At 69.3% G+C, this 21,728-nt stretch carries 23 protein-coding genes; 14 read left to right on the forward strand and 9 right to left on the reverse strand.

All coding sequences use genetic code 11. From position 1 onward, the window contains the following. Positions 1-182: 182 nt before the first annotated feature. Positions 183-917, reverse strand: coding sequence for a GntR family transcriptional regulator (locus ACYVKL_RS24840; protein WP_213556816.1), 735 nt, complete (start codon positions 915-917; stop codon positions 183-185). A 42-nt stretch (positions 918-959) separates the two neighbouring features. Continuing rightward, positions 960-1,403 carry a MarR family winged helix-turn-helix transcriptional regulator gene (locus tag ACYVKL_RS24845; protein WP_379173762.1) on the reverse strand — a complete coding sequence of 148 codons (444 nt, stop codon included), beginning with the start codon at positions 1,401-1,403 and terminating at the stop codon, positions 960-962. Between the two features lie 86 nt (positions 1,404-1,489). On the opposite strand from ACYVKL_RS24845, the gene ACYVKL_RS24850 reads away from it, so the two are divergent. Further along, positions 1,490-2,908: a DHA2 family efflux MFS transporter permease subunit gene (locus ACYVKL_RS24850; RefSeq protein ID WP_379173760.1), complete on the forward strand. Its 1,419-nt coding sequence runs from the start codon at positions 1,490-1,492 to the stop codon at positions 2,906-2,908. Between the two features lie 60 nt (positions 2,909-2,968). On the opposite strand, the gene ACYVKL_RS24855 is transcribed toward ACYVKL_RS24850, so the two are convergent. Genes ACYVKL_RS24855 through ACYVKL_RS24865 form a run of 3 tightly spaced genes read right to left on the reverse strand, consistent with a single transcriptional unit; the run spans position 2,969 to position 4,951 of the window. Further along, positions 2,969-3,973 (reverse strand): PHP domain-containing protein, encoded by a 1,005-nt coding sequence (locus ACYVKL_RS24855; RefSeq protein WP_379173758.1) that lies wholly within the window; start codon positions 3,971-3,973, stop codon positions 2,969-2,971. Between the two features lie 16 nt (positions 3,974-3,989). Then, a complete protein-coding gene (locus tag ACYVKL_RS24860) occupies positions 3,990-4,271 on the reverse strand; it encodes a hypothetical protein (protein ID WP_379173755.1) in 282 nt (93 codons plus the stop codon). A 26-nt stretch (positions 4,272-4,297) separates the two neighbouring features. Beyond that, positions 4,298-4,951 carry a TetR/AcrR family transcriptional regulator gene (locus ACYVKL_RS24865; RefSeq protein WP_379173753.1) on the reverse strand — a complete coding sequence of 218 codons (654 nt, stop codon included), beginning with the start codon at positions 4,949-4,951 and terminating at the stop codon, positions 4,298-4,300. 70 nt (positions 4,952-5,021) lie between these two features. Here ACYVKL_RS24865 and ACYVKL_RS24870 point away from each other — a divergent pair, with 70 nt between their 5' ends. The 5 genes from ACYVKL_RS24870 to ACYVKL_RS24890 all read left to right on the forward strand — a co-directional run bounded on the left by ACYVKL_RS24870 (position 5,022) and on the right by ACYVKL_RS24890 (position 9,130). After that, on the forward strand, positions 5,022-5,510 hold the full coding sequence (locus ACYVKL_RS24870) for a VOC family protein (protein ID WP_379173751.1): 489 nt from the start codon (positions 5,022-5,024) through the stop codon (positions 5,508-5,510). A 44-nt stretch (positions 5,511-5,554) separates the two neighbouring features. Beyond that, on the forward strand, positions 5,555-6,007 hold the full coding sequence (locus ACYVKL_RS24875) for a flavodoxin family protein (RefSeq protein WP_379173749.1): 453 nt from the start codon (positions 5,555-5,557) through the stop codon (positions 6,005-6,007). Between the two features lie 114 nt (positions 6,008-6,121). Next, positions 6,122-6,814 (forward strand): response regulator transcription factor, encoded by a 693-nt coding sequence (locus ACYVKL_RS24880; RefSeq protein WP_246598741.1) that lies wholly within the window; start codon positions 6,122-6,124, stop codon positions 6,812-6,814. After that, positions 6,811-8,097, forward strand: coding sequence for a sensor histidine kinase (locus ACYVKL_RS24885; protein WP_379173747.1), 1,287 nt, complete (start codon positions 6,811-6,813; stop codon positions 8,095-8,097). The genes ACYVKL_RS24880 and ACYVKL_RS24885 overlap by 4 nt, the downstream gene beginning before the upstream one ends. Next, a complete protein-coding gene (locus ACYVKL_RS24890; RefSeq protein ID WP_379173745.1) occupies positions 8,084-9,130 on the forward strand; it encodes a hypothetical protein in 1,047 nt (348 codons plus the stop codon). Before ACYVKL_RS24885 ends, ACYVKL_RS24890 begins: the two co-directional genes overlap by 14 nt. Positions 9,131-9,191: 61 nt before the next feature. On the opposite strand, the gene ACYVKL_RS24895 is transcribed toward ACYVKL_RS24890, so the two are convergent. Beyond that, positions 9,192-9,629, reverse strand: a complete 438-nt coding sequence (locus ACYVKL_RS24895; RefSeq protein ID WP_379173743.1) for a MarR family winged helix-turn-helix transcriptional regulator — start codon at positions 9,627-9,629, stop codon at positions 9,192-9,194. A 72-nt stretch (positions 9,630-9,701) separates the two neighbouring features. On the opposite strand from ACYVKL_RS24895, the gene wrbA reads away from it, so the two are divergent. The 3 genes from wrbA to ACYVKL_RS24910 are packed head-to-tail and all read left to right on the forward strand — an operon-like array spanning position 9,702 to position 12,346. Further along, a complete protein-coding gene (gene wrbA / locus ACYVKL_RS24900; RefSeq protein ID WP_379173740.1) occupies positions 9,702-10,325 on the forward strand; it encodes an NAD(P)H:quinone oxidoreductase in 624 nt (207 codons plus the stop codon). A 5-nt stretch (positions 10,326-10,330) separates the two neighbouring features. Continuing rightward, positions 10,331-11,725, forward strand: coding sequence for an MFS transporter (locus ACYVKL_RS24905; RefSeq protein ID WP_379173738.1), 1,395 nt, complete (start codon positions 10,331-10,333; stop codon positions 11,723-11,725). Further along, positions 11,726-12,346, forward strand: coding sequence for a DUF3558 family protein (locus ACYVKL_RS24910; RefSeq protein ID WP_379173736.1), 621 nt, complete (start codon positions 11,726-11,728; stop codon positions 12,344-12,346). Positions 12,347-12,370: 24 nt separating this feature from the next. Here ACYVKL_RS24910 and ACYVKL_RS24915 read toward each other — a convergent pair whose 3' ends face one another. Then, on the reverse strand, positions 12,371-12,820 hold the full coding sequence (locus ACYVKL_RS24915) for a hypothetical protein (protein WP_379173734.1): 450 nt from the start codon (positions 12,818-12,820) through the stop codon (positions 12,371-12,373). Between the two features lie 146 nt (positions 12,821-12,966). Between ACYVKL_RS24915 and dapA the strand changes: the two genes are divergently transcribed. Continuing rightward, the gene (gene dapA / locus ACYVKL_RS24920) at positions 12,967-13,875 is read left to right on the forward strand and encodes a 4-hydroxy-tetrahydrodipicolinate synthase (protein WP_379173732.1); all 909 of its coding nucleotides are present in this window, start codon (positions 12,967-12,969) and stop codon (positions 13,873-13,875) included. Continuing rightward, on the forward strand, positions 13,872-15,929 hold the full coding sequence (locus ACYVKL_RS24925) for a ribonuclease J (RefSeq protein WP_379173730.1): 2,058 nt from the start codon (positions 13,872-13,874) through the stop codon (positions 15,927-15,929). Before dapA ends, ACYVKL_RS24925 begins: the two co-directional genes overlap by 4 nt. Before the next feature lie 278 nt (positions 15,930-16,207). On the opposite strand, the gene ACYVKL_RS24930 is transcribed toward ACYVKL_RS24925, so the two are convergent. After that, positions 16,208-16,771, reverse strand: a complete 564-nt coding sequence (locus tag ACYVKL_RS24930) for a WKL family lipoprotein (RefSeq protein WP_379173729.1) — start codon at positions 16,769-16,771, stop codon at positions 16,208-16,210. Between the two features lie 19 nt (positions 16,772-16,790). Then, the gene (locus ACYVKL_RS24935; RefSeq protein ID WP_379173727.1) at positions 16,791-17,180 is read right to left on the reverse strand and encodes a DUF4189 domain-containing protein; all 390 of its coding nucleotides are present in this window, start codon (positions 17,178-17,180) and stop codon (positions 16,791-16,793) included. A 246-nt stretch (positions 17,181-17,426) separates the two neighbouring features. On the opposite strand from ACYVKL_RS24935, the gene ACYVKL_RS24940 reads away from it, so the two are divergent. The 3 genes from ACYVKL_RS24940 to ACYVKL_RS24950 all read left to right on the forward strand — a co-directional run bounded on the left by ACYVKL_RS24940 (position 17,427) and on the right by ACYVKL_RS24950 (position 21,700). Next, complete coding sequence (locus tag ACYVKL_RS24940; protein WP_379173724.1) at positions 17,427-18,044, forward strand: TIGR03085 family metal-binding protein; 618 nt, start codon at positions 17,427-17,429, stop codon at positions 18,042-18,044. Positions 18,045-18,132: 88 nt separating this feature from the next. After that, positions 18,133-18,978 (forward strand): AfsR/SARP family transcriptional regulator, encoded by an 846-nt coding sequence (locus tag ACYVKL_RS24945; RefSeq protein WP_379173722.1) that lies wholly within the window; start codon positions 18,133-18,135, stop codon positions 18,976-18,978. Positions 18,979-19,105: 127 nt separating this feature from the next. Beyond that, complete coding sequence (locus ACYVKL_RS24950; RefSeq protein WP_379173720.1) at positions 19,106-21,700, forward strand: DNA translocase FtsK; 2,595 nt, start codon at positions 19,106-19,108, stop codon at positions 21,698-21,700. The last annotated feature ends 28 nt before the right edge of the window (positions 21,701-21,728 follow it).

Below are 21,728 nucleotides of genomic sequence, written 5' to 3' on the forward strand. Positions count from 1 at the left end.
GGATCACCGCGGCGATCGCGCCGAGCGAACTCCCGGCCGTCGACGCAACGGTTTCGGGCATTTCGCACATCCCATCGTGTCGTGGTGTCCCGTTGGTTGGGACGAGTGTGCGAAGGCTATCCAACAGGCATTGCCCGACTATTGCCTGAACGATATATGTTCCGTAACCCCTGGTTCAGGGCCTATATATCTTCTCCACCTGCTGGTTCGGCGAACAGGCCGGTGTCCGTCGGAAGATTCGCGAGCACACCGTTCAATCGTGCATGATGCCCCTCGGTCGCCGCCAGCAACGCTTCAGCATCCCTGGCCAGGAAGGCCTGCAACTGCTTGGAATGATCGGCGTGCAAAACCACCCGGTCCATCGTCGTCACATGCACCATGGGCTGCACCGGCTCGGTGATGTTCCAGGCGTACTCCAGCATGTGGACCACCCGCGGCATGCCCGACGGGCGGACCAGGGCCAGATGGAAATTGCGGGTCTCGCGGTGATAGGCGACCGCGTTCTCGGTGAGCACGGCCTGCTCGAGGCGCGCGTGGATCTCGCGGGCCAGTTGGTGGTCGGCCTCGGTGGCGTTGTGCACGGCCGCGGCCAGCGCCGCCGACTCCAGCCGCTCGCGCACCACGTAGAGCTCGCGCAGCTCGGCGGAGGTCAGCAGGGTCACCTGGTAGCCGAAATTGGGGCGATGCTCGACCAGGCCCTCACCGATCAGGGTCTGCAGCGACTCACGGACCGGAATCGCGCTCACCTCGAACGATTTGGCCAGCTCGCCCAGGGGCAGCCCGGTGCCCGGAGGCAGGTTGCCCTCCAGGATCAGGCGGCGCAGCTCGGCGAGGATCTCCTGCTGGGAATAGCCGCGACGGACATCCAGCGGGGGCTCGAGCTGGGGCAAACGGGGTAAACGGGGGCGAGATGGCACGAACCCAACCCTAGACCGTCACCGCAAGCCCCCCGGTGTGGGTCAGATCTCGTCGGCGTCGTAGCCCAGTGCTTTGAGCGACAGCCGGTGCATGGTCTCCCGTTCCTCCGGGGTCAGGCGGGCGAGCAGCACATCGGTGGCCGCGATGATCTTCGCGTCGGTCTCCGCGCGCCGCCGTTCGCCGGCGGCGGTGATAGCCAAACGGTATTTCCGGCGGTCCTCGGGATCGCGGGTCCGGGTGACCAGTCCGGCCTTCTCCAGGGTGTCGATCAGTCGCACCACCTCGCTGCGGTCGATCTCGAGGACGTTGGCCATCTCCTGCTGCGAGATGTCGGCGCGCTCGGCGAGGTAGGTGAGCACCCAGTGCTCCCGCAGCGGTGTCCCGAGCTGTGCGTGCATGCCCTTGTGCAGCTTGCCGAGGGCATAGGTCGGGTGGCGCAGCAGGCCGGCGAGGTGGACCTCGGCGGGGAGGGGTTCATCGGTCACTAGCTGATCCTACCCATTGTTGAGTGCCTCAATCATTGATACTCTCTGCAATTGAGTTGCTCATCAACAATTGAAGGAGGGGTCCGATGACGCAAACGCGTTCGGACACCAGGACATTCGAGACAGCCGACACCGACAAGATCCCCGCGCACGTCTGGCGCACCGCCGGCGTCGTCGTGTTCGGGGCAATCATGGGGATGCTGGACACCTCGCTGGTCAATATCGGGCTGCACACCATCGGCGCGGACCTCGGCGCGTCGCTGGCCACGATTCAATGGGTCGCCAGCGGATACCTACTGGCCCTGGGGGTTTCGCTCACCGTGTGCGGGTGGCTGGCCCGGCGGGTCGGCGTCACCCGCCTGTGGCTGGGGGCGCTGATCGCCTTCACCATCACCTCGACCGCATGCGCCTTCGCCCCCGACGCGGGGTGGCTGATCGGCCTGCGCATCCTGCAAGGACTCGCCGCCGGACTGATGATCCCGGCCGGGCAGACCATTCTCGGGCAGGCGGCCGGGCCGCAGCGCATGGGACGGGTCATGGGCGTGGTCGGCATCGCCGTCGTGGGCGCGCCCGCCGTCGGCCCGACCATCGGCGGACTCATGCTCGCGCACTGGAGCTGGGAGTGGTTGTTCCTCATCAACATTCCGTTCGGACTGGTCGGGCTGGCGCTCGGCCTGCGCTACCTGCCGCGCGGCGGCGGGACGGCCACGCAGCCGCTGGACGTGCTCGGGCTGGTGCTCGCGGGCGGCGGCGTGTCGGCGGTGGTCTACGGACTGTCGGAGATCGGCGTCACCGGGTCGGTGACCTCGCTGTCGGTATCGCTGCCGGTGCTGCTCGGCCTGACCGGGCTGACCGGGTTCCTGGTGCGCGCGCTGCGAAGCACGCTGCCGCTACTGGATGTCCGGTTGTTCGGCAACCGCGCCTTCAGTGCTGCCACCACCGCCGGATTCTTCGCCGGCGGGGCCATGTTCGGCGTGATGGTGTTGTTGCCGTTGTACTTCCAGGAACTGCACGGCACCGGACTGGTCCGCACCGGCGTGAACCTGCTCGGCTTCGGACTGGGTGGGGTCATCATGCTGCCCCTGGGCGGCAAGCTGACCGACCGCTTCGGCGGCGGCAGCGTCGCCGTGCTCGGCAACCTCGCCGTGGCCGCCACCGTACTGCCGCTGGCCTTCCTGCCGGTCGACGCCAACGGGTTCCTCGTCCAATCGCTGCTGTTCGCGGCGGGATTGGCGACCGCGGTGGGTGCGATGCCGCTGGTGTCGGCGGCCTACGCGGCGGTCCGGCGCGAACAGCTGCCCGACGCCACGGCGCTGGTGAACATCATGCAGCGGGTCGGCGGTGCGGTCGGTGTGGCTCTGGTGGCCGTGATTCTTTCCCGCGCAACGGCATCCGGCTGGACGCCGGTCTCCGGCTACCAGCTCGCCTTCGCGGGACTGGCGGCGCTGTCGGTGGCCGCGTCGGCGGCGTCGACGGTGCTCCGCAGTCACCAGCGCCGGTCGTGACAATAGTGAAAGGTGCTGCCGCCTAACGGGTTCCCGTTCGGCGGCAGTGCCGTGAGACGGCTACGCCGCCGCCCACGCCAGCAGCTTGTCGACCGGCCAGGTGTTGATGACACGGTCGGCGGGGACGCCGTTGTCCAGGGCCCGCTGGGCTCCGTACCCGAGGAAGTCGAGTTGGCCCGGAGCGTGGGCATCGGTGTCGATGGAGAAGTGGCAGCCCAGGTCGAGGGCCTGCCGCAGCAGGCGGGTCGGCGGGTCGCGGCGTTCGGGGCGGGAGTTGATCTCGACGGCCACGCCGTGGTCGCGGCAGGCGGAGAAGACCTGTGCGGCATCGAAATTCGATTCCGGGCGGGTGCCGCGGTTGCCCTCCACCAGGCGGCCGGTGCAGTGGCCCAGGACGGTGGCACGGCCGCCGGACACCGCGCGCACCATGCGCCGGGTCATTGCGGCGGCGTCCATCTTCAACTTGGAATGGACGCTGGCGACCACGATGTCGAGGCGGTCGAGCAGCTCGGGCTCCTGATCCAGGCTGCCGTCGTCGAGGATGTCGACCTCGATGCCGGTCAGGATGACCATGGGGGAGAAGCGTTCCCGCACCTCGTCGATGACGTCGAGCTGCTGCCGCAGCCGGTCGGGGGACAGGCCGTTGGCGACGGTCAGCCGCGGCGAATGATCGGTCAGCGCACAGTATTCGTGCCCGAGCGCCTGCGCGGTGGCCATCATCTCCACGATCGACGCCGACCCGTCGGACCAGTTCGAATGCACGTGCAGGTCACCCTTGAGCGCGGCCCGTAGCTCTCCGCCACCGAGATCCTTGGCCGCGGTCCGCAATTGGACCAGCGTGTCGGGCTCGCGCCCGGCCCACGCCTGCGCGATCACCGCCGCAGTCTTCGGCCCCACCCCCGCCAGCGACTGCCAATCGCCGGTCCGCCCCAGCCGCTCGCGCTGCTCGTCGTCGAGGGCCTCGACGATGTCGGCGGCATTGCGGTAGGCCATCACCCGCCGCGAATCCTCGCGGGCCCGGTCCTTGAAGAACGCGATCATGCGCAGCGCGACGACAGGATCCATGGCTACCAGTGTGCGCTCAGGCGGTCCGCCGCAGCAGCAGCGCCGACCCCGCGGCGACCACCGCGCCGCCGACGATCAGGAACCCATCGGTCGAATTGCGCAGCGAGCGTTGCTCGTCGAAGGTCCGGACCACCGCGCGGCCCTTGTTGGTGTCATGACACACCTGACCGGCCTCCATCCGGTGACCGGCGCATTCCAGCGGCAGGAACAACCGGATCACCCCGATCAGCAGCAGTGTCAGGCCGACGACGATCCCGATGGTGTGAGCGATCTTCAGGGCACGCCGTGTGGGCCGCATTGCTGTCCTCGTCGGTAGAGCCGTCCTCAGCGAGGAAGCGTAGAGGGTGTGGTGGCCAGCCGCATCCAGGTGCCGTACAGCCACTGCTCGTACCCGGCGGGATTCAGGCCGAGGGTGCGGACCATGAGGTTGTAGGTGTCGGCCTGACCCAGCGGGCCGACGGTGGCGATGATCCAGTCCAGGTCGGCCTCGGGGTGCAGCAGGCCGTCGGTGTGAAAGCGCTGCCAGATGTCGGCGATGTGCTGCTGGGTGGCGGCCCGTCCGGCCTCGGCCGCCGCGGCGATGAGCGGTTCGCTGGCCTCGGCGGCGACGGCCGCCGCGATCAGGGGCGCGGCGCGTTCCATGAGCTGCCGCGCGCCACCGGCGTAGGCGGTGACGCGTTCGTGCAGCGTGGGGGCGGTGCCGGCCAGCATGTGCCAGTCGCGGTGGGCCAGATCGATGTCCTCGGTGTCACCCACGATCGCCACGTCGATGGCACGTTTGAGCAGTTCGGCCTTGGACCCGAAGCGCAGGTAGACCGTGCGCGACCCCACCTCGGCTGCCTCGGCGACCGCGGCCAGCGAGGTCGCCGCGTAGCCGTCGGCGATGAACAGCCGCCGGGCCGCGTCGAGAATCTTCCGCTCGGTCTCGGCCTTGCGCGCATCCCACAGCGGCGACGACTTCTTGACACCGGAACTCATTCGCTGCATCCTTACTGCATCACTACAGTGATGCTGCACAACTACATCGATACTGCAAAGGATAGCAGCGATGATCCCTACGCTCGCCGGGGTGCATCACCTCAAAGTCCCCGTGTCCGACCTGGCACGATCCATCGATTGGTATCGCACCCGCCTCGGCTACACGGTCGGCGCCGAATTCCAGGAGCAGGGCGTCCTGAGGGGTGTCGTCCTGCACCACGCCGCCGGCGGACCCATGCTCGGCCTCCGTCTCCATCCCGAAATGGCCTCCGCCGCAGCCGGATTCGACTTCTTCTCGATCGGCGTCCCCGACCGCGAGGCTCTCGAAGCCTTGGCCGCCCACCTGACCGGCCTCGGCGAAACCCACGCCGGTGTCCACCGCGCCAGCCTCGGCTGGATCCTCCCCGAACTCCACGACCCCGACGGCATCGAAGTCCGCTTCTACAGCATGGAATCCCATACGGAAATGAGCGACGACCCGCTCACGATCGACAACCCGCGCGAGACCGCGGAGGCCAAGGAACGCGCGGAAGCCCTGCAACGCAGCGAGATCCACTAGCCTCGGTCGAGCAGTATCGCGGGCACGGGTCGTAGGCTCGACCCGTGCCCACCCTGCTGATCATCCACCACACCCCGTCACCGTTCATGCAGGAGATGTTCGAGGCGGTGGTGGCGGGAGCGACCGACCCGGAGATCGAGGGCGTCGAGGTCATCCGCCGCCCGGCCCTCGGCGTGACCGCGAGCGATGTGCTCGCCGCCGACGGGTATCTGCTCGGAACCCCGGCCAATCTCGGCTATATGAGCGGCGCGTTGAAGCACGCCTTCGACACCTTCTACTACCCGTGCCTGGACTCGACCAAGGGCCGGCCGTATGGGCTGTATATCCACGGGAACCAGGGCACCGAGGGCGCGGAGCGCAGCGTCGAGAGCGCGACCACCGGGCTGGGCTGGGAGAAAGCGGCCGCGCCGGTGATCTTGTTGGGCAAGCCGGAGAAGGCCGATATCGAGCGGTGCTGGGAGTTGGGGGCGACCGTCGCGGCCCAGCTCATGGGCTGAAGTCCGAGGTGCCCCCGAATTCTGGTGTCTGACACATTCGGGGCCGGTCCCGTCATACTCGTGAGGGCGTTCTCCGGGAACGTGCATCGAGTGTGGGAAGAGGTGACGGCCGCCGTGGAGGCGCAAGAGTCGGGAACACGCCGTATCGGGCTGGTCGAAGATCATGAATCGGTGGTGCTGGGGTTGTCGGCCATGCTGGCGCCGCAGGCCGATCTGGAGTTGGTGATCACCGCGGGAACCGTCGCGGAACTGCTGGCCGCCGGGCCGGAACTGGATTTGGTGGTGCTGGATCTGCGGCTCGCCGACGGGTCCTCGCCCGAGGACAATGTGCGGGCGCTGCGGGAGCGGGGGATCGAAGTCCTGGTGTTCACCGGGGCGGACAACACGTTCCTGGTGCGCTCGGCCGCGCGCGCGGGCGTGCTGGGTGTGGTGCGCAAATCCGAGGACGTGCCGACCGTGGTCGCCGCGGTGCGCCGGGCCGCGCACGGCGAACAGGTGGTGACCACCGACTGGGCCGCCGCCATCGACGGCGACCCGCAATTGCAGGACGTCGGGTTGAGTCCGCGCCAGCAGCAGGTGCTGCAGCTGTATGCCTCGGGGGAGAAGGCGTCGCGGGTGGCCCGCATGACCGGACTGTCGGAGCAGACCGTCAACGACTATCTGGGTCGCATCCGGCAGAAGTACGCCGACGCCGGACGCCCGGCCCCGACCAAGACCGACCTCTACAAGCGGGCCGTCGAGGACGGCTGGCTGCCGGTCCCCGAGCGCCGGCTGGAGTCGCCGCCCGCGGCGGGGCCGAGGGCATGACCGCGAGCGCCCTCGATTCGGCCGCCGCCACCCGGACGCTGCCCTCCCTCGGCGCGTTCGCCGGGCGGCTGCGCGGCCGCCTCAAGGCGACCGAGGATCCGGCGACCGCCGCCTACGACCGCATCATGCGGCGATTGGGCATCTCCATCGGTATCGCGGGCGCGATCATCGGCGTCGGCGAACTGCCGGAGGTCGCCGAACAGGGCAGCTACGCGTCGGTGTGGTGGTCGGTGGCCGCGGTGGCGCTGGTCTTCGGCTGGTACCCGATCATCGCCGTGGTGGCGGCGGTGTCGGGCACCAAGGCCATCAAGTTCGTGTGTGGTTGTGCCGCGGTGAGTTTCCTCGGCGCGCTGGCCACCATCCCACTCGGTTTCGACATGCACACCGTCGACGCCACCAATATCTGGCCGTACCGGTTGACCGCGCTGGCGGTCAGTGCCGGCGTGCTGGCGTGGTCGGGCCGGGTCACCCTGGTCTACCTCCTCGCCGCTTCCGCCTCGGCCGCGGTCGCGACGGTGTACACGGTCGCCGAGGTGACCCCGCAGCACATCATCGAGAACTTCCTGCGCTCAGCGGGATTGGCCGCGCTGTTCCTGTGGTGCGGCACCGCCGCCACCGGTGCCGCGGCCCGCGTCGACCGGGAATCCGCGATCGCCAGCAGCCGGGCGGCCGCCCAGGCGGCCGCGCTGGCCCGCGACCGGGAACGCGCCCGCTTCGCCGCGCTCATCCATGACGCCGTGCTGTCCACGCTGCTCGAAGCGTCGCGCGCCGGCGCCGAATCCGATGTGGTGCGGCGGCAGTCCGAACGCACCCTCGAACAGCTCGACGAATACCGTGGCGCGGAACGCGATCCGGACCTGCTCGACGCACGCTCGGCGCTGCTTTTCCTGCGGTCCACCGTGCAGGAGATCAATCCGAGCATCCGCTTCGACACCCACACCTGGCACGGCTTCGACGATCTGCGCATGCCGGTGCACTCGGCCAGCACCATCGCCGCCGCGTTGTCGGAGGCCGTGCGCAACAGCCTGCGCCACGCCTCGGTCGCGGGTCGCGAGGTGCGGCGCGCCGTGACCGCCACCGTCTCCGCGGGCAGCATCCGCATCGTATTCAGCGACGACGGAGCCGGATTCGATCTGGCCGCGGTCTCCGCCGATCGGCTCGGCATCTCGATGAGCATCCTGGGCCGCATGCGCCAGCTGGCCGGCGGCTCGGCCTTCGTGGAGTCGCAGCCCGGTGAGGGCACCACGGTGACTCTGGTCTGGGGTGGCGATGGCTCACGTTGACGGCGCCGCCGACCTCGATCCGCGCTACGGGTTGCGTGATCTGCTCGGGTTGCGCGGCAGCACCGCGTGGTGGTTCCTGCTCATCCTGGAAGCGGTCATCGCGCTGTACATGGCACGCAATTTCGGGCAGGCCCCGCTGTGGGCGGCCGCGGCCGCTCTCGCGCTGATGCTCAGCGCGGGCGCGCTGGTCACCGCGATCCCGGTCGACCCGCTGCCGATCCCGGTCGCTTTGTATGGCGCGGCCGCGCCCCCGATCGCCACCGCGCTGACCGTCCTGACCCCGGTCCGCGATCTGCCCCACGAGTCGGTGTGGTCGGCCTTCGCATCCTCGTACGTGCTCGGAGTCCTGATGCTGCGCGGGCGGATTCGCACCGCGTGGGCCGGTGTCATCGCGGTGGCGGCGGTGCTGGTCGCGCTCGGACTGGGCAGCTCGCACCTGGACCCGGGCACCCTGATCGGTTCCATGGTTCCGGTCGGCACCATCACCGCGATTTCGGTGTTCACCGCTGTCATGCGTCCCATGCAGCGCTCGCTGCGCGTGCTGCGCGAGGACGCGCTGATGCGGGCCACCGCCGAGGCCACCATGGCCGCCGCCGACTGTGAACGCACCCGGCAGCTGGCCCGCCTGGACCGTGTCGCGCGCCCGATCCTGGAACGCATCGCCGACGGCGCGAAACTCACCGCGGCCGAACGCGAGGAATGCCGACTGCTGGAGGCCGAACTCCGCGACGGCCTGCGCGCACCGCAATTGGTCACCGACGAGCTCAGCGGCGCCGCGCGCGGTGCGCGGGGCCGGGGCGTGGAAGTGATCCTGCTCGACGACGGCGGTTTCGCCGGTGTCCCCGAGTGGGTCCGGCAGCGCGTGATCGATGCGGCCACAAAGGAATTGGACGCCACCAACGCCGGCCGCATCACGGTCCGGGTGCTGCCGCTGGGTCGCCCGGTGCTGGCCACCGTGCTCTCCACCGCGCCCACTCAGGACCGCCGCACCGAGATCGATCAGGACGGCCACGTCACCCTCATGACCGACTAGCGCATCGGCGGCGGGTGGCGCACCGGATCGACCGACGCTTCGGCCGCGGGTGGCGTCCCGGTCAGCGCCGCCGGTTGTCGACATTCCCGGTCAGTGTCGTCAGCAGGCCAGGGAGTTCGGCCACGGTCCGCTGCGGCAGTCCGGCCACGGTCTCCTCTGCCAGTTCTCGCCACAACTGCTTGACCTGCTCGGCCAACGCCCTTCCACTGTCGGTGAGTTCCACGACGCTGGCCCGCTTGTCGGTCGGTGCGGGGCTGCGCCGAATATGCCCGGAGGCTTCGAGTTTGCGTGTCATCAGCGTGACGCTGGGCGGCTCACACCCCAGCGCCCCACTCAGCTGCGCCTGAATCATCGGCCCGCTCCGATCGAGCTCGAGCAGCAGCGCCTCCTGCCCGGTGTGCAGCCCGAGCGGAGCCAACAGCGCTGCGGCCCTTGCCCGATGGCGCAGGCTCAAGAGCCGAATGGCCTGGTTGATCGCATCGGCTTGCTCGAAGTCCACGGCTCTCCTTGACAGAGTAGTTACGCGCATAACATTATGCGGATAACTAATTCTAGCAATCGGGGAGTCGCCATGCTCGTGAAGGTCGCCGTCATCTACTACAGCGCGACAGGAACCGTGCACGCGCTCGCGCAAGCCGTCGCGGCGGGAGCCGCCGCGAGCGGAGCCGAGGTGCGACTGCGCCGCGTCGCCGAACTCGCGCCCGGCAGCGCGATCGATCAGAACCCGCTGTGGCGCAAGCACAGTGACGCGACGGCGGCGATCCCGGAGGCGTCGCTCGAGGATCTGGCCTGGGCCGACGCGCTCGCGTTCGGCACGCCGACCCGGTTCGGCGCACCGGCCGCCCAGCTCAAGCAGTTCATCGACCAGACCGGCGGACTGTGGCGCGACGGCAGCCTGGCCGACAAGCCGGTCACCGCCTTCACCTCGGCCTTCAACCGGCACGGCGGCAGCGAGGCGACGATCCTGTCCCTGGCCAATGTCTTCTACCACTGGGGCGCGCTCATCGTGCCGCCCGGATTCACCGATCCGGCAGTGTCCGCGGCCGGCGGAAATCCTTACGGCACTTCATACGTCACCGGCCCGGATGGCGGCGGGCCGGACGAGGCGGCGCTGGAGGCGGCCGCCTATCAGGGGTCGCGGTTGGCCCGGATCGCCGCTCGGCTCAACGCCGGCGTCCTGGTCGGCCGGGAATGAACGCCATGGCCGACACGAGTACCGAGACTGCCGGGTACAGAACGCATTCCGAGCGTGGACGACTGGTGCTGGCGCTGGTGTGCGCCTGCCAGTTCATGGTCATCCTGGACTCGTCGATCGTGAATGTGGCGCTGCCGTCGGTGCAGCGGGATCTCGGCTTCACCGCGACGGGTCTGGCCTGGGTGGTCAACGGGTATCTGCTCACCTTCGCGGGGTTCATGCTGCTGGGTGGGCGGGCCGCTGATCTGTTCGGGCAGCGGCGGATGCTGATCGGTGGGCTGGCGGTGTTCTCGGCGGCGAGTCTGGTCGGCGGGTTGGCCGGGACGGCGGGTGTCCTGGTGGCGGCGCGGATCGCGCAGGGGATCGGGGCCGCGCTGCTGGCGCCGGCGACATTGGCGGTGATCAACACCGGATTCACCGAGACGCATGCGCGGGCAAAGGCATTCGGGGCGTGGTCCGCCGCCGGTGGGGTCGGCGGCATGGCGGGTGCGATCGCGGGCGGGGCCATCACCACGGGGTTGTCGTGGCGCTGGGTCTTTCTGATCAATGTGCCGATCGGTGCGGTGTTGATCGCCGTGGCGCTGGGCTCGCTGTCCGGGGCGCCGGTGCGCCGACGGGAATCGCTCGACCTGATCGGTGCGGTCACGGGGACCGCGGGGCTCGCGGCCCTGATCTTCGGTGTGATGCGGAGCGCCGATCGTGCCTGGACGTCCGGGCAGGTCGCCGGACCGGTCGCTGCGGGTCTGCTGCTCCTCGCCGTATTCGTCATCGTGGAGGCGCGTTTCGCCATCCGGCCGCTGGTGCCGCTGCGACTGTTCCGGATTCGGCAGGTCGCGGTCGGTGACGGTCTCCTGCTGTTGTTCGGTGGGATCGGCATCGCCATGTGGTACTTCACCTCGCTGTTCCTCCAGAATGTGCTGGGCTACAGCGCATTACGCACCGGGCTCGGGCAGACGCCCGCGGCGGTGACGTTCATGGTGATGGCGCGAGTGTCCGCCGCCCTGCTCCCGCGAACCGGGGCCCGTCCACAGCTGCTGGCCGGAAGCGCTGGTCTGCTGGCGGGATTCGCGTGGCTGTCCCGAGCGGGCGCCGACAGTGGTTATCTCCTGGGCGTGCTCGGCCCCACCCTGCTCATCGCGATCGGCATCGGCCTGACGTTCCCGACGCTGATGGCCGTGGCGACCGCCGACGCGCCGGACGGTGACGCGGGAATCGTCGGCGGTCTGGCGGGCACCGCCAATCAGGTCGGCGGGTCGATCGGTTTGGCGATCTTCGCGACCGTCGCCGGCGCGAACGCGGCCTACGACCGTGTCTTCCTGGCGGCGGCGGGAATTGCGGCGATGATCGCCGTAGTTGCCTCGACTGTCATGAAATCAACTGAATGGGAAAGGAATTCCTGAATGTCTGTCAGAAACTCCGCGATCGGCGCGCTGCTGTCGGCCGTCAGCGCGGTGCTGTTGCTCGCCGGATGCAGCAACGGCACGGCCGGCGGCGACCAGTCGTCCCCGAGCAGCGTCGTTCCCACGGTGAACGCGACCGCGGCAGCTCCGGCAACCACGGTGGAGGCGACCGGCAAGGCCGCGCCCGAGACCACCGCGCCGTCCCCGATCCCCTCGGATACCGGCTCGGCCCGCTGGAATCCTTGCTCGCTACCGGATTCCGCGATCTCCGCGGCGGGCTTGAGCACCGCTTCCAAGCAGCAGCTCGACGCCCAGAGTTGCCGGTGGAAATCCGCCGGGCAGACAAGCGAATTGACCGTCGTCTCGAACAGCGACACGGCGGCGGAGCTGAAGCAGAGCGGCAAGTATGTGCAGTTCAGTGACGCGACACTGGGCGGCAGGGCAGCTCTCCAGTACCGCGCGGCTCAGGACAACCACAAGACGGGCTGCTACCTGACCACGTTCACGTCCTCGGGCGCGATCGTCTTCGTGGTCAAGACGTTGAAGGTCCAGACCGACGACTTCGACTCGTGCGCGGACGTGCGGCAGTTCGGCGCGGCGCTTGCGGGCTACCTGCCGTAAGCCCCGGCCGGGCCCGGTCGCCGATCAGGGGGTGTCGCAGCGGCCGGGTCCGCCCCGCTTCATCTGGTCGCGCAGCGCGGACTGCACGGTGGTCGACAGCCACGAGTTGAGGGACTGTCCGCTCTGCGCGGCAGCCTCCTCGGCGCGCGACTTGAGCTGCTCGACCAGGCGCAGGGTGACGCGGCTGATGTCGCCGGTGACCTCCTCGAAAGTGGGGTGCTCGTCGGTGGCTGCGGTCTTGCGCACATCCACGTGGGCGTCGGTGCCGTCGACGGAGACGTGGACCGTGCGGTCGGGGACGGTGGCGCTCACCTCGGCCGCCAGCTCCGACAGTGCGGCCAGCAGCACCAGGCGGGCGGAGTTCTCGGTGGCGGCGGCCAGGGCGGCCGCGGTGGCCTGGGTCTTCTCGTCGCCGAGGGCCGCGGCGGCGATGAGATTCTCGCGTAGCTGGGCGGTGTACTTGTTCAGATCCATGACACCAGTGTGACGTCATTCATGGCGTCGTTCAAGGAAACTTCTGACGCCAGAAACGGGCGCTCGAGTCGAATCGCCAACTTGTCGGGTGCGGTTCGGGTATAACGATGCAAATCCCGTTCCAGCGACGCTGTAGCCTTCTGACTATGACGAACGGTGAATCGACGCGAACCGAGCTGCGCGCGTCCGGCACAGTAGGTGTCGCGATGGTGACCCCCTTTACCGCCGAAGGTAAGCTCGACGTCGATGCCGGTGTAGCGCTGGCCGCCCGCCTGATCGACGGCGGCGTCGATCTGCTCGCCATCTCCGGAACCACCGGCGAGTCGCCCACCACCACCGAGTCCGAGAAGTTCGACCTGCTGCGCGCCGTCGTGGACGCCGTCGGGGACCGTGCCACCGTCATCGCGGGCGCCGGCACCTACGACACCGCGCACAGCATCGAACTCGCCCGCAACGCGCAGCGCGCGGGCGCCCACGGTTTGCTGGTCGTCACCCCGTACTACTCGCGTCCGAGCCAGGAGGGCTTGCTGGCGCACTTCACCGCCATCGCGGATTCGACCGATCTGCCGGTCACCCTCTACGACATTCCGCCGCGCTCGGTGGTCGCCATCGCGACCGACACCATTCGCCGGCTGGCCGAGCACCCGAACATCGTCGCGGTCAAGGACGCCAAGGGCGACCTGGGCGCCGGCGCCGAGCTGATCGCCGAGACCGGGCTGGCCTTCTACTCCGGTGACGACGTGCTCAACCTGCCGTGGCTCTCGGTCGGCGCGACCGGATTCATCAGTGTCATCGGTCATCTCGTGCCGGATCGCCTGCGCGCCCTGATCGACGCCTACCAGGCGGGCGACGTGCAGCGCGCCCGCGAGATCAATGTCAGCATGGCCCCGCTGAACCGGGCGATGTCCCGCCTCGGCGGCGTGGCCATGACCAAGGGCGCGCTGCGCCTGCTCGGAGTCGAGACCGGAGAACCACGCTTGCCACAACTCATGCCGACCGGCGACCAGCTCGATGAGCTCGCCGTGGACCTGCGCGCGGCGGGGGTGATTGCGTGACCGCCCCCCGTCGTCCGCGTCGCACCGCCAGCCGGGCCGCCGGTGCCCCCGCACCCGCCCCGGAAGCACCCGCCCAGCCCGCACCAGCTGCCGCACAGCCGGAACCGGCGAAGGCCGTGAGTTCGGCTGCCGCCCAGCCGGAACCGGCGAAGGCCGCGCCCGCGCGCGCGGAAACCGCTGCCGCGGAACCGGTCCGGGAGCGTACCGCCCGCGGCCGTTCGGGTGAGCGGGCCAAGGCCGCGCAGTCCAAGTCCGGCGAGGAGGCCCCGCGCTCGCGGCAGGACGATTCGCGTTCGCGCGGTGACCGCAACCGTCGCGGTGGCGGCGGTGGCCGGTCCCGTCAGGGCGGTCGCGATCAGGCCCCGGCCCCGCGCGATCCGCACGCCATGAGCGCCCCGCCCAAGGCCCCCAAGGGCGGTCTGCGGGTGTTCGCGCTCGGCGGCATCGGCGAAATCGGCCGCAACATGACCGTTTTCGAGTACGACGGCAAGCTGCTGATCGTCGACTGCGGTGTGCTGTTCCCCGAGGACCAGCAGCCCGGCGTCGACCTGATCCTGCCCGACTTCGGTCCGATCGAGAACCGCATGGACGATATCGTCGCGGTCATCCTCACCCACGGGCACGAGGATCACATCGGCGCGTTGCCGTTCCTGCTGCGCCTGCGCCGCGACATTCCGGTGCTCGGCGCGAAGTTCACCCTCGCCCTGGTGGCGGCCAAGTGCCGCGAACATCGCCTGCAGCCCAACCTGATCGAGGTCACCGAGGGCGAGCGCACCCAGCACGGCGCGTTCGAGTGCGAGTACTTCGCGGTCAACCACTCCATCCCGGACGCGATCGCGGTGGCCATCCGCACGCCCGCGGGCATCGCGCTGCACACCGGTGACATCAAGCTGGACCAGCTGCCGCTCGACGGCCGCCTCACCGACCTGGCCGGGTTCTCCCGCCTGGGCGACGAGGGCGTGGACCTGTTCCTGGTCGACTCCACCAATGCCGAGGTGCCGGGCTTCGTGACGCCCGAGCGCGAGATCGGCCCGGTGCTCGACAATGTGATCGGCAAGGCCAAGGGCCGCGTCATCGTGGCTTCCTTCGCCTCGCACGTGCACCGCATCCAGCAGGTGGTGGACGTGGCGCAGCGCTACGACCGCCGGGTCTGCTTCGTGGGCCGGTCCATGGTCCGCAATATGCAGATCGCGCAGGATCTCGGCTACCTGGACATTCCGGACAACCTGGTGGTGGATCTGGATCAGGCCGCCAACCTGCCGACGCACAAGCTGGTGCTGATCTCCACCGGTTCGCAGGGCGAGCCGCTCTCGGCGCTGTCCCGGATGGCGCGCGGCGACCACCGTCAGATCAACATCCGCTCCGACGATCTGGTGGTGCTGGCCTCCTCGCTGATCCCGGGCAACGAGAACGCGGTCTTCACCGTGGTGAACGGCCTGTCCCGGCTCGGCGCGACGGTCGTCACCCAGCAGAACGCGAAAGTCCATGTCTCGGGCCACGCTTCGGCGGGCGAGCTGCTCTACCTCTACAACGCGGTGCGTCCCACCAACGCCATGCCCGTGCACGGCGAGTGGCGGCACCTGCGCGCCAACGGCGCGCTCGCGGTGGCGACCGGCGTGCCCGAGGAGCGGGTCATCCTGGCGGAGAACGGCGTCGTGGTCGACCTGGTCGACGGCATCGCCTCGATCTCGGGCCGCGTCCCGGTCGGCCAGGTCTACGTCGACGGCCTCTCGGTCGGCGACGTCGGCGAGTCCACCCTCTCCGACCGCCTGGTCCTGGGTGAGGGCGGCTTCGTGACCATCAACGTCGCGATCGACACCACCACCGGCAAGGCCGTCAGCACCCCCGAGGTCAGCGGCCGCGGCTTCTCCGACGACCCCGAGGCCCTCTCCGGCGCCCAGGAACTCGTCGAGAACGAACTGCACCGCCTGGCCGTCGAGGGCGTCACCGACACCCACCGCATCGCCCAGTCCGTCCGCCGCGTCGTCGGCCGCTGGGTGGCCGAGAAGTACCGCCGCCGCCCCATGATCGTCCCCACGGTCATCGGCGTCTAGGCGGCGAAAACCTAGGCAACACAATAGAAATCGCCCTGACAGTCGAACTGTCGGGGCGATTTCTATTGCGTTGCAGGCGAGTTGCCTCGCCTCAGGCGAGGCCCGGCCGCAGGCAGGTCGCCCCGCCGTAGGCAGGACGGCCCCGCCGCAGGCGAAGCCCCGCCGCAGGGCGCGCTGCCCTGTCACAGGCGAGCCCCCGCCGCGGGCGGGTCGGCCCGCCGCAGGCGAAACCCCCGCCGGAGGCGGCACTCCGCCTGGGGCGGGAACTACAAGAGTTTCTACTTATCTTGGCAGGCTGCGGAATCGAGCTTGGCGGCCTTGACGATCGAGCACGCGTAGTTGTGGTCGATCTTCCATTCGGTGCCGTCGGCGACGAAGGTGACGGCCGCGTTCTGGACCGGCTTGCCGTCGATGGTGACGTCGGCGTCGGCCTTGAGCTTGCCGCCGGACGGGTCGCCCACGTTGGTGATCTTGATCTTGACGTTGTTGGCCTTGGCGGCGTCGACCAGCTTCTGGGCGAGCTGCGGGTCCAGGCCGGCGTTCTCGATCCAGTCGGTCTTGGTCTTGGAGTCGATGGCCGGGTCGAACGCCTTGGTGACCTTGTCGTTCAGGTCGGCGACCGAGGGCTTGGGCAGGTCCGCCACGGTGGTGGGGGCCGGCGCCGCGCCGGTGAGCTTGGCGTCGCCGTCGGTGCTGCCGTCGAACTTGCCCGCAGGGGCGGCCGCAGAGCTGGTGGTCGCGGCGGCCTTGCTGGTGTCATCGGACTTGCTGCAGGCCACCAGGCCGAAGGCCGAGGTGGCCAGCATCAGCGCGGCGGTCGCGCGAAAGATATTGTGCTTCAACGAAATTCTCCCCGTGATTTCAGAGCTGGTAACCGGTGGTGCAGTTCCAGTGAATGATGGTGGCGTCGCCGGAGTTCCGGTTCAGCGCCTGGTTCTTCGCGGCGATCCGCGAGGACGCGGCACCGAAGGTGTAAAAGCCGTCCCGCGAGGAGTAGGCGATCGCGCCGCAACCGTTGGCGAAGCGTGCCACGATCTTGCAGTCGTTGTAGGTGCACGAGCTCATGGCGGCGTTCTGCGCCGAGGGGCTGTCGGAATAGTCGTAGGAGTAGCCGACACGACCGGTGGACACCGACAGCGCGATGGCGCCGTAGTTGTAGTCCTGGTAGGCATTGGCCGGAGCAGCGGTCCCAGCGAGCAGGGAACCGGCGGCCGCGACCATCACGGCTGCGCCGCTGACGATCTTCTTCAAGGTGTTGCCCTTCTTGTGCTTTCGGGTCCACGACCCTATGGACCGAGGGATCAAGTTACCGATACGGAAACGTTGACGCCAACCCGGATCTGTGGTTTGTGCGGCGGCATCGAGCTGGGTGCCGCATCCGGCTGCAGTGTCACAACCGGAGCCGGGACCATGATCAGCGGCGGGCCTTGCAATAGACCCGGTGGTTTCCTTAACGCGCCCGTGCGGACTCGGACAACCCGGACTAAGGTCGCCCTCATGACTTTGGCTCAACGCGAGCGCCAGGCCCTCGTCGAGGCGATGGCCGCGGCCGGACCCGACGCGCCCACCCTGTGCGGCGAATGGACGGCCCGGGACCTGGCCGCGCACTTGGTCGTTCGCGAACGCCGCCCCGACGCCGCCCCCGGCATCCTGCTCAAGCCGTTCGCGCCCTACCTCGACAGCGTGCAGCGCAAGGTCACCCAGCGGCCCTTCGACGATCTGCTCGACAAGGTGCGCTCCGGCCCGCCGTTCTACCTGCGCCCGGTCGACGCGCTGATGAACACCACCGAGATGTTCGTCCACCACGAGGACGTCCGCCGCGCCGCGCCCGGCTGGGAGCCACGCACCCTGTCCGCCGCCGACGAGGACCGGCTCTGGAAGATCCTGACCGGCCTGGCGCGCATGGCCTACCGCAAGTCGCCGATCACCATCGCCCTCGCCACGCCCGACGGCCGCCGCACGGTGGCGCGTCAGGCCGGTGACCGCACCGTGGTGCTGGCCGGTCCGCCGTCGGAGCTGCTGTTGCACGCGTTCGGCCGCAACACCGTCCGCTTGGAGGCCACCGGCGCGCCGGCGGACGTGGAATTGGTGCACGCCCTCGACCGCAGCGTCTGACCCGCCCCGGACGCCGGTCATGAAACGGTCACGCGCCCGGCGGTAGCTTCCGTGCCCGGCAGGGATCGGTGTGCGATGAGGTGGTGCGATGTCTTGGCGACTGGCGGTTCTCGGACCGGTCGAGCTGACCGACGGCGGCGTACCGGTGCCCCCGCTGCCGGCCAAACAGCAAGCGGCGCTGGCCATGCTGGCTTGTGCGCGCGGGCGCACGGTCTCGGTCGAGGAGCTGGTGGACGGGGTGTGGGGCGCCGCCCGGCCCGCGTCGGCGGTGGGCGCGCTCCGCAATTACGCCTGGGCCCTGCGCAAACGCTGGGCCGAGCAATCCACGATCGCGCTCTGCTCGGAGCCCGGTGGCTATCGCCTCGGCGGCACACTGGAATTGGACATCGACCGCGTCGATCGGTTGCGCGCGCAGGTCGCGGCGGCCCGCGCCGCAGGCCGCCTGGATACCGCCGACACCGCGCTGCGCGCGGCCCTGGGCGTGTGGCGCGGTGATCCGTTCACGGGCGTGCCCGGACCGTGGGCCACGGCCGAACGCACCCGGTTGCGGCGGATCCGCCGGCTGCTGGAGGAAGACCTGCTCGAACTGACCGTGGAGCGCGGCGAATTCTCCCTCGCCATCGCCGATCTGGCGGCCCTGATCACCGGCGACCCGCACAGCGAGCGCCTGCGCGGCCTTCTGATGACCGCCCTCTACCGGGCGGGCCACCGCACCGAGGCGCTCGGCGAATACCAGCGCATCCGAAGGCTGCTGGTCACCGAGCAGGGCCTCGAACCGGGTCCGGCCCTGGCGGAACTCCATCGGCGCATCCTCGCCGGCGAACTGCCGCCGCACGCGACCGTTCCGACGCCATGCACGTGTTCCTGCGCGGCTCGTGAAGGCGGACTCCACGGTCCGAACCGCTTCTCACCGCTCCTGCGCGCGGCCCGCTGACCCGCGTGAATCGCCTCGATCGCGGCGTCGGCGCGGGTTTTTGGTTGTGAGCGCCACAGTTTCTGATTCGGTTGGGCCGGGTGTTGCGGATGGTCCGGGTGGTGCTGTTGCGGCTAGCCTGGGACGCATGGCAGGTAAGGCCCGCACCGGAACCCCACGTTCACGAGCGGGGGCCACGCGGCAGCAGGCTCCTGCGCGGGCCCGCGCCCGTAGCCCGCGCACCCCGGCGAAGGGGCGGCCGGCGGCGGCGCGCAAGGCTCCGGCCCGGCGGCCCGCCCCCCGGCGCGCATCCAATACCGCCCCGCTGGCGGTGGTGCGGCGGGGTGTGACCAGCGGCTGGAACATGATGGCGCGGGGCCTGGGCGCGACGACGCGGGCGGCCAGCCGGGCGGGGGATATCGAGCACGGCCATCGGCGGGACGGGATCGCGCTGGGGTTGGTGGCTTTCGCCTTCCTGATCGTGGCGGCGGTGTGGCTGTCGGCGGGCGGCCCGGTCGGGCGCTGGGTCGATGCCGCGGTGCGGGCGGTGGCCGGATCGGCTTCGGCGGCATTGCCGTTCGTGCTGGTGGCCATCGCGGTGATCCTCATGCGCACCGAGCCGCAGCCGGAGATCCGGCCGCGACTGGTGCTGGGCGGTCTGCTGGCGGGGCTGCCGATACTGGGTTTGTGGCATCTGGCCGCCGGTTCCCCCTCCGACGCGCACGGACGCGCCCACGGCGCCGGATTTGTCGGCTACGTGGTGGGCGGCCCGCTCAGTGAGGGTTTGAGCGCCTTCCTCGCGGTCCCATTGCTCATGCTGGCCATCGGTTTCGGCCTGCTGCTGCTGACCGGCACCCAGGTCCGCGACGTGCCCGAGCGGCTGCGGGAGATCTTCGGCACCGGCGCGGGCGGCGACGAATACGACCGCTACTCCGACGACCCCTACGACCCCTCCAACTACGACGCGGACGGTTTCCCGCTGCACGCCCCCGAGGTGCGCAAGCGCCGCGGCCGCACCCCGTCGGAGAACTACCCGCCGGACGAGTTCGGCGGGTCGGACGCGCTGACCGAGATCATCGGCGAGCCCCCGCTGCAGGACGCCAAGGAGATCGTCCAGCAGGAGGAGGAGAAACCGAAGCCCAAGCCGCGCAAGCCCGCTCCGAAGGTCATCGATCAGACCCCGCCGCCCCCGGAGCCGCAGCAGCTGGAGTTCGTCACCGACCGCGAGGTGGACGGCGACTACACGCTGCCGTCGCTGAACCTGCTCACCGACGGCGATCCGCCGAAGAAGCGCAGCGCGGCAAACGAATCCATGATCGAGGCCATCACCGAGGTGCTGGTCCAGTTCAAGATCGATGCCGCGGTCACCGGTTTCGTGCGCGGCCCGACGGTCACCCGCTACGAGGTGGAGCTGGGCCCCGGCGTGAAGGTCGAGAAGATCACCGCGCTGGCTCGCAATATCGCCTACGCGGTGGCGACCGAGAACGTGCGCCTGCTGGCCCCGATTCCGGGCAAGTCAGCGGTCGGTATCGAGGTCCCGAACGCGGACCGCGAATTGGTGCGCCTGGCCGATGTTTTGAAGGCGTCGAGCACCCGCAACGATCACCACCCGCTGGTGATCGGTCTGGGCAAGAACATCGAGGGCGAGTTCGTGGCCGCGAATCTGGCCAAGATGCCGCACTTGCTGGTGGCCGGTTCCACCGGTTCCGGTAAGTCCAGTTTCGTCAACTCGATGCTGGTCTCGCTGCTGTGCCGCGCTACCCCCGAAGAGGTTCGGATGATCCTCATCGACCCCAAGATGGTGGAACTGACGCCGTACGAGGGCATTCCGCATCTGATCACCCCCATCATCACCCAGCCCAAGAAGGCCGCGGCGGCGCTGGCCTGGCTGGTGGAGGAGATGGAGCAGCGCTATCAGGACATGCAGGCCAACAAGGTCCGCCATGTCGACGACTTCAACCGCAAGGTGAAGTCCGGCCAGATCACCGCGCCGCTGGGCAGCGAAAGGGTCTACCGCCCTTACCCGTACATCCTGGCGATCGTCGACGAGCTCGCCGACCTCATGATGACCGCCCCCCGCGATGTCGAGGACGCGATCGTCCGCATCACCCAGAAGGCCCGCGCCGCAGGCATTCACCTGGTGCTGGCCACCCAGCGGCCCTCGGTGGACGTGGTGACCGGTCTGATCAAGACCAACGTCCCGTCCCGCCTGGCCTTCGCGACCTCGTCGTTGACCGACTCCCGAGTCATCCTCGACCAGCCCGGCGCGGAAAAGCTCATCGGCATGGGCGACGGCCTCTTCCTGCCCATGGGCGCGAACAAACCGACCCGTCTCCAGGGCGCATTCATCGCCGACGAGGAAATCGCCGCGGTAGTCGATTTCGCCAAGACCCAAGCCGAACCCGACTACCAGGAGGGCGTCACCGCCGCCAAGGCCGGCGAGAAGAAGGACGTCGACCCCGACATCGGCGACGACCTCGACCTCCTCCTCCAAGCCATCGAACTGGTCGTCACCTCCCAGTTCGGCTCCACCTCCATGCTCCAACGCAAACTCCGAGTCGGCTTCGCCAAGGCCGGTCGCCTCATGGACCTGATGGAAACCAGGGGAGTGGTAGGCCCCTCCGAAGGCTCCAAGGCCCGAGACGTCCTCATCAAACCCGACGAACTCGACGGCCTCCTCTGGACCATCCGAGGCGGCGGCGACGAACCCCCCGCCTCCGATGCGGACTCCGAAGAGTTCTGAGCCCCACGACCAACGGGCCCGGCCGAAA

This window comes from Nocardia tengchongensis (assembly GCF_054781395.1).